The sequence below is a fragment of the Streptomyces sp. NPDC043876 genome, from assembly GCF_056435825.1.
The window spans coordinates 411,809-426,893 of sequence record NZ_JBWKDV010000005.1 but is presented as its reverse complement, the minus strand read 5'-3'; the positions used below and the strand labels follow the sequence as shown (position 1 = coordinate 426,893).

Annotated in this window: 16 protein-coding genes; 1 reads left to right on the top strand and 15 read right to left on the bottom strand. The window is 72.1% G+C overall.

From position 1 onward, the window contains the following. Positions 1 to 85: 85 nt before the first annotated feature. A complete protein-coding gene (gene pyrR / locus AC0693_RS19195) occupies positions 86 to 670 on the bottom strand; it encodes a bifunctional pyr operon transcriptional regulator/uracil phosphoribosyltransferase PyrR (RefSeq protein WP_469320094.1) in 585 nt (194 codons plus the stop codon). A gap of 270 nt (positions 671 to 940) precedes the next feature. On the opposite strand from pyrR, the gene bldD reads away from it, so the two are divergent. Continuing rightward, the gene (gene bldD, locus AC0693_RS19190) at positions 941 to 1,441 is read left to right on the top strand and encodes a transcriptional regulator BldD (protein ID WP_283451446.1); all 501 of its coding nucleotides are present in this window, start codon (positions 941 to 943) and stop codon (positions 1,439 to 1,441) included. A gap of 200 nt (positions 1,442 to 1,641) precedes the next feature. Here bldD and nusB read toward each other — a convergent pair whose 3' ends face one another. The 14 genes from nusB to AC0693_RS19120 all read right to left on the bottom strand — a co-directional run bounded on the left by nusB (position 1,642) and on the right by AC0693_RS19120 (position 15,084). Further along, positions 1,642 to 2,085, bottom strand: a complete 444-nt coding sequence (nusB, locus tag AC0693_RS19185; RefSeq protein ID WP_469320093.1) for a transcription antitermination factor NusB — start codon at positions 2,083 to 2,085, stop codon at positions 1,642 to 1,644. A 2-nt stretch (positions 2,086 to 2,087) separates the two neighbouring features. Further along, complete coding sequence (gene efp / locus AC0693_RS19180) at positions 2,088 to 2,654, bottom strand: elongation factor P (protein ID WP_351042088.1); 567 nt, start codon at positions 2,652 to 2,654, stop codon at positions 2,088 to 2,090. Between the two features lie 51 nt (positions 2,655 to 2,705). Beyond that, positions 2,706 to 3,818 carry an aminopeptidase P family protein gene (locus AC0693_RS19175; RefSeq protein ID WP_469320092.1) on the bottom strand — a complete coding sequence of 371 codons (1,113 nt, stop codon included), beginning with the start codon at positions 3,816 to 3,818 and terminating at the stop codon, positions 2,706 to 2,708. Between the two features lie 115 nt (positions 3,819 to 3,933). Beyond that, positions 3,934 to 4,956 (bottom strand): AAA family ATPase, encoded by a 1,023-nt coding sequence (locus AC0693_RS19170; RefSeq protein ID WP_478802363.1) that lies wholly within the window; start codon positions 4,954 to 4,956, stop codon positions 3,934 to 3,936. Between the two features lie 50 nt (positions 4,957 to 5,006). Then, on the bottom strand, positions 5,007 to 5,450 hold the full coding sequence (gene aroQ, locus AC0693_RS19165) for a type II 3-dehydroquinate dehydratase (RefSeq protein WP_356412130.1): 444 nt from the start codon (positions 5,448 to 5,450) through the stop codon (positions 5,007 to 5,009). Further along, positions 5,447 to 6,538, bottom strand: coding sequence for a 3-dehydroquinate synthase (aroB, locus tag AC0693_RS19160; protein ID WP_356412129.1), 1,092 nt, complete (start codon positions 6,536 to 6,538; stop codon positions 5,447 to 5,449). The genes aroQ and aroB overlap by 4 nt, the downstream gene beginning before the upstream one ends. Continuing rightward, complete coding sequence (locus tag AC0693_RS19155) at positions 6,535 to 7,053, bottom strand: shikimate kinase (protein ID WP_356412127.1); 519 nt, start codon at positions 7,051 to 7,053, stop codon at positions 6,535 to 6,537. The genes aroB and AC0693_RS19155 overlap by 4 nt, the downstream gene beginning before the upstream one ends. Next, positions 7,050 to 8,234 (bottom strand): chorismate synthase, encoded by a 1,185-nt coding sequence (aroC, locus tag AC0693_RS19150; protein WP_356412125.1) that lies wholly within the window; start codon positions 8,232 to 8,234, stop codon positions 7,050 to 7,052. Before aroC ends, AC0693_RS19155 begins: the two co-directional genes overlap by 4 nt. A gap of 180 nt (positions 8,235 to 8,414) precedes the next feature. Further along, positions 8,415 to 9,239, bottom strand: coding sequence for a shikimate dehydrogenase (locus AC0693_RS19145; RefSeq protein WP_478802362.1), 825 nt, complete (start codon positions 9,237 to 9,239; stop codon positions 8,415 to 8,417). Between the two features lie 7 nt (positions 9,240 to 9,246). Next, the gene (gene mltG / locus AC0693_RS19140; protein WP_469332246.1) at positions 9,247 to 11,001 is read right to left on the bottom strand and encodes an endolytic transglycosylase MltG; all 1,755 of its coding nucleotides are present in this window, start codon (positions 10,999 to 11,001) and stop codon (positions 9,247 to 9,249) included. 130 nt (positions 11,002 to 11,131) lie between these two features. Continuing rightward, positions 11,132 to 11,602, bottom strand: a complete 471-nt coding sequence (ruvX, locus tag AC0693_RS19135; RefSeq protein WP_469332248.1) for a Holliday junction resolvase RuvX — start codon at positions 11,600 to 11,602, stop codon at positions 11,132 to 11,134. Between the two features lie 2 nt (positions 11,603 to 11,604). Next, entirely contained in the window at positions 11,605 to 14,274 is a 2,670-nt protein-coding gene (alaS, locus tag AC0693_RS19130) for an alanine--tRNA ligase (protein WP_468468798.1), read from the bottom strand. Beyond that, a complete protein-coding gene (locus tag AC0693_RS19125; RefSeq protein WP_356412117.1) occupies positions 14,274 to 14,627 on the bottom strand; it encodes a DUF6167 family protein in 354 nt (117 codons plus the stop codon). The genes alaS and AC0693_RS19125 overlap by 1 nt, the downstream gene beginning before the upstream one ends. Before the next feature lie 7 nt (positions 14,628 to 14,634). Then, entirely contained in the window at positions 14,635 to 15,084 is a 450-nt protein-coding gene (locus AC0693_RS19120) for a DUF948 domain-containing protein (protein ID WP_356412115.1), read from the bottom strand. Between the last annotated feature and the right edge of the window lies 1 nt (position 15,085).

Here is a 15,085-nt window from a genome sequence, read left to right as displayed (position 1 = left end):
CCGGGGTGCGGGCAGGCGTCGGTGGAGCGGCGTGCGGGCGCACGCCGGCGCGGACCCCCACGGAGGGGGCCCTCACGCGTGTGGGCTACTGCCCGCCTGCCGGGGCGGTCCGCTGGCCGAGCAGTACGGCGTCGCGGCCGTCCTCCTCCTGGAGCTGGACCATGACGGTCTCGCGCAGCGAGGTGGGGAGGTTCTTGCCGACGTAGTCGGCGCGGATCGGCAGTTCGCGGTGGCCGCGGTCGACGAGGACCGCGAGCTGGACGGCGCGGGGACGGCCGATGTCGCCGAGGGCGTCGAGGGCGGCGCGGATGGTGCGGCCGGAGAAGAGCACGTCGTCGACGAGGACCACGAGCCGGCCGTCGACCCCGTCGCCGGGGATCTCGGTGCGGCCGATCGCCCGGGCGGGCTTCATCCGCAGGTCGTCGCGGTACATGGTGATGTCGAGGGAGCCGACCGGGACCTTGGTGCCGGTGATCTCTTCGAGCTTGGCCGCGAGGCGGCGGGCGAGGAAGACCCCGCGGGTGGGGATGCCGAGGAGCACCACGTCGTCGGCGCCCTTGGCGCGTTCGACGATCTCGTGGGCGATGCGGGTCAGGACCCGGGCGATGTCCTGCGCCTCCAGTACGGGGCGGGCACCGTCGCCGGTCTGCCGGTCGGGCTGAGCGTCCATGAAGAGGACCTCCTTCTCCGCCTCACGGGACGGACCTTAAAGGACGTCGGGCCGACTGCCTGGGGCAGCCGGGTGGTACGTCGTCCACGGTACCAGGGCCCTCGCGGGCGGCCGGACCGGGGTCGCCGGGGTCCCCTCGGAGGGGGCCGACGGCACCATTCGGCTTGACGCATCCAAGTAACGCTGCGTAACCTCACAGTGAGTTACCAGCCGCGCGGCGCAGCCGCACGTTGTCCCCACCATCACAGCGTCACAGCGTCCGGGAGCGTTATGTCCAGCGAATACGCCAAGCAGCTCGGGGCCAAGCTCCGTGCCATCCGCACCCAGCAGGGCCTTTCCCTCCACGGTGTCGAGGAGAAGTCCCAGGGTCGGTGGAAGGCCGTGGTGGTCGGGTCGTACGAGCGCGGGGACCGCGCCGTGACCGTCCAGCGCCTCGCCGAGCTGGCGGACTTCTACGGGGTGCCGGTGCAGGAGCTCCTGCCGGGCACCACGCCGGGCGGAGCGGCCGAGCCGCCGCCGAAGCTGCGCCTGGACCTGGAGCGCCTGGCCCACGTCCCCGCCGAGAAGGCCGGCCCGCTCCAGCGCTACGCGGCGACGATCCAGAGCCAGCGCGGCGACTACAACGGCAAGGTGCTCTCGATCCGCCAGGACGACCTGCGCACCCTCGCGGTGATCTACGACCAGTCCCCCTCGGTGCTGACCGAGCAGCTCATCAGCTGGGGCGTGCTGGACGCGGACGCCCGTCGTGCCGTGACCCACGAGGAGATCTGAGCCCCGCTCGGATCCCGCGATACACACCGGGCCCAGGCCCAGCAGAAACGTTTACCGGTGGGGCCGGGAAGCCATGCGCTTCCCGGCCCCACCGGTTTTTTGCTCCCCGCGCCGGAAGCGGACACGCGCAGGGCCCGCAGCGCGCGATGCGCTGCGGGCCCTGCGCGTACCTGTGAACCGGTGTCCGGAACGGGCGGCGACTAGTCGCGCTCGTCCCGCCGGAGCTTCGGCTTGAGGTCCTTGAAACGGGCCAGCAGCCCGTTCACGAACGAGGGGGACTCGTCCGTGGAGAACTCCTTGGCGAGCTGGACGGCCTCGTCGATCGCCACGGCGTCCGGGGTCTCGTCGACCCAGATCAGCTCGTAGGCACCCAGCCGCACGATGTTCCGGTCCGCGACCGGCATGCGGTCGATGTCCCAGTCCACGGCGTAGGTGATGATCAGGTCGTCGATGCGGTCCACCTTGTCGGCGTACCCCTCGACGAGGTTCATCGTGTACTCGCTGACCGCCGGCTGACGGCCCTCGGTGTCGTTCCGTGAGTGACGGACCCAGTCGGCGAGGACCTCGCGCACGGGCACGTCGCGCTGATCGGCCTCGAAGAGGATCTGGAAAGCACGCTTGCGGGCGTTGCTCCGGGCTCCCACGGTTAGCTGTTCACCCGGCCGAGGTAGTCGCTGGTACGGGTGTCGACCTTGACCTTCTCGCCGGTGGTGACGAAGAGCGGGACCTGGATCTCGTGACCGGTCTCCAGCTTGGCGGGCTTGGTGCCGCCGGTGGAGCGGTCGCCCTGGACGCCCGGGTCCGTGTGCTCGATCACGAGCTCGACGGCGGCCGGCAGCTCGACGTAGAGCACCTCGCCCTCGTGCTGCGCGACGGAGGCGGTGAAGCCCTCGATCAGGAAGTTGGCGGCCGAGCCGACGGCCTTGCGGTCGACCATGAGCTGGTCGAAGGTGCTCATGTCCATGAAGACGAAGTAGTCGCCGTCCATGTACGAGAACTGCATGTCACGGCGGTCAATGGTGGCCGTCTCGACCTTGGTGCCGGCGTTGAACGTCTTGTCGACGACCTTGCCGGACATCACGCTCTTGAGCTTGGTGCGCACGAAGGCCGGGCCCTTGCCGGGCTTGACGTGCTGGAACTCGACGACGGACCAGAGCTGGCCCCCGTCGAGCTTGAGCACCATGCCGTTCTTGAGGTCGTTCGTGGAAGCCACGGTTGCGAAATCTCCTGGACTGGTGGACCACGGGTGGCGCGCACAGCAAAGCTAGAGCGCGAGCAGCTCCTTGGTCGTGATGGTGAGTAGCTCGGGTCCGCCGTCCGCCTCGGGGCGCACGACGAGCGTGTCATCGATCCGGACGCCGCCCCGGCCAGGGAGGTGAACCCCCGGTTCGACGGTGACCGGCACGCAAGCGTCCAGTTTACCCATTGCTGTAGGTGCAAGCTGCGGGTCCTCGTCGATTTCGAGACCGACGCCGTGTCCGGTCGACGGCGCGAGGGCCTCGCCGTGGCCCGCGGAGTCCAGGACGGAGCGCGCCGCGTGGTCCACGTCGCGGTACGCGGCCCCGGGCACCAGGGCTTCGCGGCCCGCCCGCTGAGCGGCGAAGACGAGTTCGTACAGCTCGATCTGCCAGTCCGCGGGGGTGGTGCCGATGACGAAGGTACGGCCGATCTCACACCGGTAGCCCCGGTAGTTCGCGCCCAGGCAGACCGAGAGGAAATCCCCCTCCTCCACCCGGCGGTCGGAGGGCCGGTGCCGGGAGCGGCCGGAGTGCGGGCCGGTGCCGACGGAGGTGGCGAACGCCGGGCCGTCGGCGCCGTGGTCCACGAGGCGGCGTTCCAGCTCCAGGGCGAGGTGGCGTTCGGTCCGGCCGACGAGGATGGACTCCAGGAGTTCGCCGAGGGCCTGGTCGGCGATCTCGGCGGCGATCCGCAGGCAGGCGATCTCCTCCTCGTCCTTGATCAGCCGCTGCTGTTCGACGGCGGGCCCGAGGTCGGCGAGCCGCAGCCCGGGAGCGACCGAGAGCAGGGCGCGGTGCCGGGCGACGGTGAGGTGGTGTTCCTCGACGGCCAGCACCTCCGCGCGCACGTCCCGGCCGGTGGCGAGGTCGGCCGCCGCGACGGCCGGATCACCGCCCGGCCCGGCCGGGACGGACAGCCGCAGCTGGTCGTCGAGCCGGCCCTCGTCCGCTTCGCCGGTGGGCGGGGCGGCGCAGAAGAGGACGTCCTCGGCTGGCCCGACCAGCAGGACCGCGCCCTCGGGGAAGGCGCCGGTCAGGTAGCGGACGTTGGCCGGACGCGTGATCAGCGCGGCGGAGTTGCCCGCTGCGGCACAGCGGTCGCGAAGCAGGGCCCGACGGGCCGCGTACACGTCTGACATGTCTTCGAGCGTACGAGCGCCCCGCGCATCCGGCCCGGCGAGCGCGTCCGGTCGGGGAGCGGGCCGCGTACGGGCCCTGCGGGCCGGGGGATCACCGGCCCGCAGGGGGCCGCCGTCACCAGCCGCCGGGGGCGGCGATGGCGCGGGCCAGGACCTCGTCGAGGGCGCGGGCGGTGCCCTCCACGTCCAGCTGCGAGTTGTCGATGATGGGCAGGCCGGAGCCGTACCAGCCGGCCATCCGGCCGTGGATCCGGGCGACTTCCTCGTCGGAGAGGCGGCGGTTGCCGGAGCGGGCCGCGTTGCGCTCCAGGACGATCTCCAGGCCGGGCAGCAGGACCACCGGCAGCAGGCCGGGTCCCACGTGCCGCTTCCAGCCGCCCAGCCCCACCACGGGCCGGTCGGGGAAGACGGCGTCGTCGAGGATGCAGGAGATCCCGTTGGCCAGGAAGTTGCGGGCGGCGAAGCCGCAGGTGCGGCGGGCGAGCCGGTACTGGGCCTCGGAGTGGTCGTTCCAGCCCGCCTGCGGGTCGGCGAAGCCGGAGCAGACCCACTCGCGGACGTCGTCCAGGCTGATGTGGGCCGTCGGCACCTGCCGGGAGCCGGCCCAGTGCCGGGCCACGGTGGTCTTGCCCGCGCCGGCGGGGCCGATGAGGAGCACGGCCAGGGTGGCGACGCCGGTCCCGGGGGCGGGCGGGGCCACCGCCGGGAGCGGGATGTGCCCGGTGGCCTCGGGGACGGGTGCCACCGTCCCCGTGGGCCGCGCGCCCGTACCGGGCACGTAGGCGGGCTGCAGGGGCGTCCCGGCGGGCGGCTGCGCGGGCGCGGGAGCCGGGACGGCCGTCGGGGGGCCGGCGGGGTGCGGCGGGCCCGCGGGCTGCGGGTGCGGCGGGCCGGCCGGAGCCGACGGCGGGTGCGGCGGGCCCGGGTGGTGCCCCGGTTCCGCGTGGTGCGGCGGGCCCGCGTGGTGCGGCGGGCCCGCGTGGTGCGGCGGGCCCGCGTGGTGCCGCGGCGGGTCCGCCGGGCGCGGCGGGCCGGTGGGCGGCGGCGCCGCCCAGCCGGGCACGGGGGTTATCGGCGGCTGCGCGGGGGCGGCCGGATGCTGTCCCGGCTCGCCCCATCCCCCCACTCCGTGCTGCATCCGCTGCCACTCCGTCTCGTTCAGGCGAGGACTGATGCGAGAACGTTATCTCAGGCGGCGGGCAGTTCTTCCGCCAGCGCGTGCAGGGCGAGCCGGTAGGAGCCGAGCCCGAAGCCCGCCACGGTCCCGGTCGCCACCGAGGCGATGACCGACGTGTGCCGGAATTCCTCGCGGGCGTAGGGGTTCGAGATGTGCACCTCGATCAGCGGGGCGGTGCGCTGCGCCGCCGCGTCCCGCATGGCGTACGAGTAGTGCGTGAAGGCGCCGGGGTTGATGACCACCGGCACCTTCCCGTCGGCGGCCTCGTGCAGCCAGCGCACCAGCTGGCCCTCGTCGTTGGTCTCGCGGACCTCGACGTCGAAGCCGAGCTCCCGGCCGAGGCTCTGGCAGCTCTCGACCAGCCCCGCGTAGGAGGTGGCCCCGTACACGTCGGGCTCGCGCGAGCCCAGCCGGCCGAGGTTCGGGCCGTTCAGCACGAGCACCTTGCGGCTCACGCGGACACCTCGCCGTAGGCCGCGACCAGCACCGACGGGTCCGGGCCCTCCAGGACGGTCGGCTTGGCCAGCCCGTCCAGGACGATGAAGCGCAGCAGGTCGCCGCGGGACTTCTTGTCGACCTTCATGGTCTCCAGCAGCTTGGGCCACTGGTCGCCGCGGTAGGTCAGCGGCAGGCCCACCGAGGCGAGCACGCTCTTGTGCCGCTCGGCGGTCGCGTCGTCGAGCCGTCCGGCGAGGCGGCCCAGTTCGGCGGCGAAGACCATGCCGATCGACACGGCGGCGCCGTGGCGCCACTTGTAGCGCTCGTTCTTCTCGATCGCGTGGGCGAGGGTGTGTCCGTAGTTGAGGATCTCCCGCAGGCCCGACTCCTTGAGGTCGCTGGAGACCACGTCGGCCTTGACCCGGATGGAGCGCACGATCAGCTCGGCCGTGTGCGGTCCCTCGGGGGTCCGGGCCGCCTGAGGGTCGCCCTCGATCAGGTCGAGGATCACCGGGTCGGCGATGAACCCGGCCTTGATGATCTCGGCGAGGCCGCTGACGTAGTCGTTGACCGGCAGCGAGTCGAGGGCCGCCAGGTCGCACAGCACCCCGGCGGGCGGGTGGAAGGCGCCGACGAGGTTCTTGCCCTCGGCGGTGTTGATGCCCGTCTTGCCGCCCACGGCCGCGTCGACCATCGCGAGGACGGTGGTCGGCACGGCGATCCAGCGCACCCCGCGCAGCCAGGAGGCCGCGACGAAGCCCGCGAGGTCGGTGGTGGCGCCGCCGCCGACGCCGACGATCACGTCGGTGCGGGTGAAGCCGGACTGGCCGAGCGCCTTCCAGCAGTACGCCGCGACCTCGACGGTCTTGGCCTCTTCGGCGTTCGGCACCTGGATGGCGACCGCTTCGTATCCCTGGGCCGCGAGGTCGTCGCGCAGCGCCTCACCCGTGGAGGCCAGCGCCTCGGGGTGGATCACCGCGACGCGCTGCGCCTTGGTGCCGATCAGGGTGCCCAGCTCGCCGAGCAGTTGCCGGCCGACCAGCACGTCGTACGCGTCGTGTCCAGCGCTTGCGCCGACCTGGATGCGGGTCACCTGGTCTGTCATACGTCCTTCAACTCCAGAGCGTCGAGGACCGCCTGGGCGACCTCTTCGGGGGTGCGGTCGTCGGTGGCCACCACGACGCGCGCGACTTCGGTGTACAGGTGGCGGCGGGCGTCCATCAGCTCGCGCCACTGGCGCCGCGGATTGACCGCGAGCAGGGGCCGGGCGGCGCCGAGGCCGACCCGGCGGACCGCCTCGTCGGTGTCCATCGACAGGTAGGCGACGGGCAGCCCGGCGAGCAGGGCCCGGGTGCCGTCGTCGAGGACGGCGCCGCCGCCGAGGGCGAGGACTCCGGTGTGCCCGGCGACGGCCTCGGCGACGGCCGCCCGTTCCAGGTCGCGGAAGTACGGTTCGCCCTCGTCGACGAAGAGGTCCGCGATGGGCCGGCCCTCGGCGGCGACGATGTCCGCGTCCGTGTCCCGGTAGGGCACGCCGAGCCGCTCGGCGAGCAGCTGCCCCACCGTGGACTTGCCGGACCCCATCGGTCCGACGAGGACGACCAGGGGGCCGCCGGTCACCGGATCTGCAGGTTGTCGAGGTACGAGCGGACGTTGCGCCGGGTCTCGTTGACCGAGTCGCCGCCGAACTTCTCCACGACGGCGTCGGCCAGCACGAGGGCGACCATCGCCTCGGCGACGATGCCCGCCGCGGGGACGGCGCACACGTCGGAGCGCTGGTGGTGGGCGACGGTCGCCTCGCCGGTCGCCACGTCGACGGTGGCGAGCGCGCGGGGCACGGTCGCGATCGGCTTCATGGCGGCCCGTACGCGCAGCAGCTCGCCGGTGGTGAGGCCGCCCTCGGTGCCGCCGGAGCGGCCGGAGGTGCGCTTGATGCCCTCGGGGGTGGAGACGATCTCGTCGTGCGCCTTGGACCCGGGGACGCGGGCCAGCTCGAAGCCGTCGCCGACCTCGACGCCCTTGATCGCCTGGATGCCCATGAGCGCGGCGGCGAGCCGCGCGTCCAGGCGCCGGTCCCAGTGGACGTGCGAACCGAGGCCGACCGGGACGCCGTAGGCGAGCACCTCGACGACGCCGCCGAGGGTGTCGCCGTCCTTGTGGGCCTGGTCGATCTCCGCGACCATCGCCTTCGACGCGTCGGCGTCGAGGCAGCGCACCGGGTCGGCGTCGAGCTTGTCGACGTCCGCGGGGGTCGGGTAGACGCCGTACGGGGCCTTGGCGGAGGCCAGCTCCACCACGTGGGAGACGATCTCGATGCCCGCGGTCTCCTTGATGAAGGACCGGGCGATGGCGCCGAGGGCGACGCGGGCGGCCGTCTCGCGGGCGCTGGCGCGCTCCAGGATCGGGCGGGCCTCGTCGAAGCCGTACTTCTGCATGCCGGCGAGGTCGGCGTGGCCGGGGCGCGGGCGGGTCAGCGGGGCGTTGCGCCCGGAGCCCTCCAGCTCGGCCGGGTCGACGGGATCGGCCGACATGACCTTCTCCCACTTCGGCCATTCGGAGTTGCCCACCATGACGGCGACCGGGGAGCCGAGGGACAGCCCGTGGCGGACACCGCCGAGGAAGGTCACCACGTCCTGCTCGAACTTCATCCGGGCACCGCGGCCGTATCCGAGCCGGCGGCGCGCCAGGTGGTCGGCCACCAGTTCGGTGGTGACCGGAACGCCGGCGGGAAGCCCCTCCAGCGTCGCTACCAGCGCCGGTCCGTGCGACTCCCCGGCGGTCAGCCAACGCAACCTGCTCAACGATGCTCCTCATGCTCGCGCCTGGCACAGCTACGGCGCGACCGGGTGCGCCGCCCGGGCCCGCCGACCCCGATCCTCCCATGTCCGGGCCGATGTCCCGGCCTCCGGTCCAGCTATCGGACGCCACTGTGGCAGGTCGGGAGGGGCTCGGGCGGGTACGGGCCGGTCGGCCGGGTGGATCTACCGGGCGGCCAGGGCGCGTTCCCCGGCGGCCCGCATCGCGGCGAGCGGGCCGGGAGAGCGGCCGGTCATCAGCTCGACCTGGAGGACGGCCTGGTGGACGAGCAGGTCGAGCCCGCCGACCAGCGCGCCGCCGCGGCCGCTCCACGCCGCGGCCAGCGCCGTCGGCCAGGGGTCGTAGAGCACGTCGAACAGGGTGCCGGGCCGCTCCGGGACGGCCGCGGCGAGCGCGTCGGTGGCACCGGCCGGGGTGGTCGCGATCACCAGCGGCGCGTGCAGCGCTCCGGCGGCGGCCGCCCAGTCGGCGGTGCGGACGGGCACGCCGAGCCGCTCGCCCCAGCGGCGCATCTCGTCCGCCCGGTCGGCGGAGCGGACGTACGCCGTCACCTCGCCGGAGCAGACCCGGGCGAGGGCGGCCAGCGCGGAGGAGGCGGTGGCGCCCGCGCCCAGGATCGCGGCCGACGGGACCTTCTCGACCCCGCGCTCGCGCAGCGCGGAGACGATGCCGGGGATGTCGGTGTTCTCGCCGACCCGGCGGCCGTCCTCGGTGAAGACGACCGTGTTGACCGCTTCCACGGAGGCGGCGGTCGCGCTGACCTCGTCGAGCAGCGGCATGACGGCCCGCTTGAGCGGCATGGTCAGCGACAGGCCCGCCCAGTCGGGGCCGAGCCCGGCGAGGAAGGCCGGGAGCGCGGCCTCGTCGATCTCGAACCGGTCGTAGGACCGGTCGACGAGGCCCAGCTCCCGGTAGGCGGCGCGGTGCAGCACCGGTGAGAGGGAGTGCTCGATGGGCGAACCCAGCACCGCGGCCCTTATCCGTGACATGTTCTCGCTACCCACCGCTCTGCTGCTGCTTCTTCTCTGCCTGGCGCGTGTTGAACTCCTCGACGAGCTTGTTGTGCTCGGCGAGGGTCTTGGTGAAGGTGGTCTTGTTCCCGTCGACCGAGACGAAGAACATCCAGCCGTCCTTGTCGGGGTTCAGGACCGCGTTGAGCGCGTCGGCGCCGGGGTTGCTGATGGCCCCGGGCGGCAGGCCCCGGTTCTTGTAGGTGTTGTACGGGTCGTCGATGGACCGCGTCTCCTCGCGGGAGACGTTGATGTTGCTCGTGCCCTTGATGTAGTTGATCGTCGAGTCGAATTCGAGCTTCTGGTTGGTGACGGTGTTCGAGGGCTTGAGGCGGTTGTAGATGACGGCCGCCATCTTGCGGTAGTCCTCGTGCTTGTTGCCCTCCGCCTGGACCAGGCTCGCGACGGTGACGACTTCCAGCGGGTTCTTGAGGCCGAGGTCCTTGGCCTTGCCCTCGATGCCGAGCGCCGCGTACTTGTCGGTGGCGTTCTTGACCATCTTCTTGAGCAGGTCCTGCGGGGTGATCCCGGTGGTGACGTCGTAGCGCGCCGGATAGAGGAATCCTTCCAGCGGGTCCTTGAGCCCCTTGCCGTCCTCGGCCCAGGCGGGCAGGCCGAGCGTCTTGACCTCCCGCTTGGCCAGCTCCTGGGTGGTGCCCTCCTGGAGCTTGAGCTTCTTGTCGATCGTCTCGTAGACCTTCACGTTGCGCAGGCCCTCGGCGACGATGATGACGTTGAGCTTCGAGGGGTCGGACATGATGTCGACGACGGACTTCGCCGACATCTGCTTGCGCAGCGGGTAGAGGCCGGGCTGGATCCCGCTGCCCTTGGGGTTCTGCTGCGCCGCGTTGACGAAGGCCTGGGCGCTGGCGACCACGCCGGCCTTCTCCAGGATGGCGCCCATCTGGCCGAGCGTCGCGCCCTTGGGGATCTCCACGTCGACCGCGGTGGTGCCCTCGCCCGAGTAGTCCTCGGCCATGCCGAGCTTCGCCTTGATGTAGGAGAAGCCGTAGTAGCCGACGCCGCCGACCGCGCCGACGATGACCAGGGCGGCGATCAGGCACGCCGAGCCCGCGCGTCTCGATCCCTTGTTCTTGTCGTCCTTGCCCTTGCCGCGGCCGCGGCGGCCCGTGGGGGGCTCGTCCTCGCCCCCGCCGCCGGCCGCGAGGAAGGACCCGTCCTCCTCGTCCTGCGGCTCGGCGCTCTCGTCCTGCCACTCGGTGGAGGGCTCGGGGACGAGGTGGCGGCGGCCGGGGGGCTGCGGCGGCGGGTAGGCGCGGTCGGTGCCGTAGTCGTCCGGGGCCTCCCCCGGGTACGGCACCGGCTGCTGGGCGTACGGGTCCACGCCGTAGGGCACGGCCTGCTGGCCCTGGCCGGTGTCCCAGACCTCCTGGACCGGCGGGCCGCCGTCGTACACCGGCTGCTGCTGTTGCGGCTGCTGCGCATACTGCTGCTGGGGGTGCTGCTGCTGCTGTTGCGGGTGCTCGGGCGCGTAGCCCTGGTACTCCGCGGGGTACTGCTGCTGGGGGTGCTGCGGGTGCGCGGCGTACTGCTGCTGCGGCTGCTGGTACTGCGGCTGCGGCGGCTGCCCGTGGTACTGCGGCTCCTGCGGATACTGCTGCCGGCCGACGTCGTGGGGCAGCTGACCCTGCTGGGTCTGGTGCGCCCACGCCGGGTCCCCGTAGAGAGGGTCCTCTGGGTGCCACGGTTCAGGGCCAGAGCCCCGTCCATACTCGGTCATCGGTCCCCTAGAGCCGCGAGACGGAGGCAGCGGCTGCTTGGTGGGCCGCGGCACCCGGTTCCGCCTCAGAAGTGGTGGGCGACGGCTGTTCGAATGCCGTCACATCGCGCGGAACGTTACCGTATCGCGATCAGACAACCACTTCGACGCACTCACCGGGCGGATTACCTGATACCCGTTCGGTCTCCAGCGCGTTCTGGAGGATGACCACGGCGGCCGCCTGGTCGATGACCGACCGGCCCTTCTTGGCGTTGCGCCCCGAGGCCCGTAGGCCCTGGGCCGCGGTGACCGTCGTCATCCGCTCGTCCACCAGGCGCACCCCCACGGGCTTGATGCCCTTGGCCAGCTCCATGGCGAAGGCACGGCACTTGGCCGCGGCCGGCCCCTCCCGCCCGCTGAGCGAGCGGGGGAGGCCGACCACGACTTCGAGGGGCTCGTACTCCGCCACGAGCTGCCGCAGCCGCTTGTGCGCGGCCGGGACGTCGCGTCCCGGCACGGTTTCGACCGGTGTGGCCAGCACCCCGTCGGGGTCGCAGGAGGCGACCCCGATCCGGGCGTCACCGACATCGATCGCGAGGCGTCGGCCACGGCGCAGCGTCATCGTCAGGCCGTCTCGCCGACGAGGCGCTCGACCGCGGCGATGGCCTCGCCGATGGCGTCCGGGTTCTGCCCGCCGCCCTGGGCGACGTCCGGCTTGCCGCCGCCACCGCCGCCGAGGGTCTTGGCGGCCGCGCGCACCAGGTCGCCGGCCTTGAGGCCGCGCTCGCGGGCGGCCTCGTTGGTGGCGATGACGGTGAGCGGGCGGCCGCTCGCGACCGTGAAGAGGGCCACGACGACCGGACGGTCCCCGGGGACGCGGCCGCGGACGTCGAGGACCAGCTTGCGCAGGTCGTCGGCGCCGGTGCCGTCCGGCACCTGGCCGGTGACCACGGCGACGCCGCGAACGTCCTGGGCGCCGGCGACCAGACCGGCGGCGGCCTGGAGCACCTTCTCCGCGCGGAACTTCTCGATCTCCTTCTCGGCGTCCTTCAGCTTGCCGAGCATGGAGGCGATCTTCTCCGGCAGCTCCTCGGGACGGCCCTTGACCAGCTCCTGGAGCTGGGCGACGACCGTGTGCTCCTTGGCGAGGAAGTTGTACGCGTCCACGCCGACCAGGGCCTCGACGCGGCGCACGCCGGAACCGATGGAGGACTCGCCGAGCAGCTTGACCAGGCCGAGCTGAGCGGTGTTGCCGACGTGGGTGCCGCCGCACAGCTCCTTGGAGAAGTCGCCGATGGTGACGACGCGCACGCGCTCGCCGTACTTCTCGCCGAACTCGGCGATGGCGCCCTGCTTCTTCGCCTCGTCGATGCTCATGACCTCGGCGGTGACGTCCAGCTCGCGCGCCAGCACGTCGTTGATCTTCTGCTCGACGTCGGTGAGCACCGTGCCGGGGACGGCGTTCGGCGAGCCGAAGTCGAAGCGGAAGCGGCCGGGCGAGTTTTCGGAACCGGCCTGGGCGGCCGTCGGGCCGAGGGCGTCGCGCAGGGCCTGGTGGGTCAGGTGGGTGGCCGAGTGCGCGCGGGCGATGGCCCGGCGGCGCTTGACGTCGATGACGGCGTACGCCGAGGCGCCCACCGTGACCTCGCCGACCTGGACGACACCCTTGTGCACGTGCACGCCCGGGACCGGCTTCTGCACGTCGCGGATCTGGACGACCGCGCCCGAGTGCAGCTTGATCCGGCCCTGGTCGGCGAGCTGACCGCCGCCCTCGGCGTAGAAGGGGCTGCGGTCCAGGACGATCTCGACCTCGTCGCCCTCGGAGGCGGCGGGCGAGGAGACCCCGTCGACGAGGAGGCCCACGATGGTGGACTCGCCCTCGGTGGAGCCGTAGCCGGTGAACTCGGTCTCGCCGGAGTGGTCGGCCACCTCGCGGTAGGCGGACAGGTCGGCGTGACCGGTCTTCTTGGCGCGGGCGTCGGCCTTGGCCTTGTCCCGCTGCTCCTGCATCAGGCGCCGGAAGCCCGGCTCGTCCACGGAGAGGCCCTGCTCGGAGGCCATCTCCAGGGTGAGGTCGATCGGGAAGCCCCAGGTGTCGTGGAGCAGGAACGCCTTGTCCCCGGCCAGGACCGAGCCGCCCGCGGCCTTGGTCTCGCTGATGGCGGTGTCGAGGATGTTCGTGCCGCCCTTGAGGGCCTTGAGGAAGGCGGCCTCTTCGGCGAGGGCGACGGTCTCGATCCGCTTGCGGTCGGTGACCAGCTCCGGGTACTGCAGGCCCATGGTGTCGATGACGACGCCGATGAGGTCCAGGACGACCGGGCCGGTGGCGCCCATGAGGCGCATGTTGCGGATGGCGCGGCGCATGATGCGGCGCAGCACGTAGCCGCGGCCCTCGTTGCCGGGGGTCACCCCGTCGCCGATGAGCATGGCGGAGGTGCGGATGTGGTCGGCGACCACGCGCATCGAGACGTCGCTGTCCTGGGCGGCGCCGTAGCGCACGCCCGTCAGCTCGGTGGCCTTGTCCATGACCACGCGCAGGGTGTCGGTCTCGTACATGTTCTGCACGCCCTGCAGGATCATGGCGAGGCGTTCGAGACCGAGGCCGGTGTCGATGTTCTTCGACGGCAGGTCGCCGAGGATCGGGAAGTCTTCCTTGTTCTCGCCCGCGCCGCGCTCGAACTGCATGAAGACCAGGTTCCAGATCTCCACGTACCGCTCGTCGTTGACGGCCGGGCCGCCCTCGACGCCGAACTCGGGGCCGCGGTCGTAGTTGATCTCGGAGCAGGGGCCGCAGGGTCCGGGCACGCCCATGGACCAGAAGTTGTCCTTCTTGCCCAGGCGCTGGATGCGCTCGGCGGGCACGCCGATCTTCTCGCGCCAGATCTGCTCGGCCTCGTCGTCGTCGAGGTAGACCGTGATCCAGAGCTTCTCGGGCTCCAGGCCGTAGCCGCCGTCCGCCACGGAGCTGGTGAGCAGCTCCCAGGCGTAGGTGATGGCGCCTTCCTTGAAGTAGTCGCCGAAGGAGAAGTTGCCGCACATCTGGAAGAACGTGCCGTGGCGGGTGGTCTTGCCGACCTCTTCGATGTCCGGCGTGCGCACGCACTTCTGGACGCTGGTCAGCCGCTGGGCGGGCGGCTTGACCTCACCCAGGAAGTACGGCTTGAACGGGACCATGCCCGCGTTGACCAGCAGCAGAGTCGGGTCGTCCGCGATGAGCGACGCCGAAGGGACAACGGCGTGACCGCGCTCCTCGAAGAAGCTCAGCCAGCGGCGGCGGATTTCAGCCGACTCCATCAGTGGTCCTCATTCCGGTTGTACGAAAACTTCGGGGGGTCGTTCTTGTGCGGGCCCGCGTCGGTCCCGAGGGCCCGCAGCCGCCGCGGCCCGGGGAGGGCGGTGACGTTGTCGGGCCGGTCGGGATCCTGGTGCAGGCCCAGTGCGTCGTTCAGCTCGTCCTCGCGCTGCGTCATTCCCGCTTTGACGTCGAGGGCGAAGTCCTTGAGCCGGTGGCCCGCTTCCAGCGCCTTGTCGGCGGCCTGCGCGGCGAGGCTCTCCGGGGTCAGCTGCTTGAGCTTACGGTTCACCTTGGTGGTGGCCCACACGCCGGCGGCTGCGCCTGCGGTGAACCAGAAGGTACGGCGGAACATCGCGGTCTCAGTCCTTCTGCTTCCGGCGCCGGGCCGCCGGCACGGTGCGCCCGACGATCACGGTACGCCTGGGTGTCCGCGCGGGCGCGCCGTTCGGGGCCGCTGCCGCCGCCTCCTTGCGCCCGAGCGCCTTGCGCACTCCGTAGCCGAAGGCCGCGACCTTGACCAGCGGGCCGCCGAAGGCGGAGGCCACGGTACTGGAGAGCGCGGAGGCGTTGGAGGTGACTTCCTGGACGTCGCTGGCGATGGCGTCGACCCGGTCGAGCTGGGTGCGCGCGGAGCGTACGGTCGTGGAGGCGTCCGCCAGCAGCGGGACCGCCTGTTCGGTCACCTCGGCCACCAGTCTGGTGGTCGCCTTCAGCGTCTGGGCCAGTCGCGCCAGCGCGAGCGCGAGGAACGAGACCAGGATCGCCCAGAAGACGGCCACGAGGATCCCGGCCACCTCTCCACCGGACACT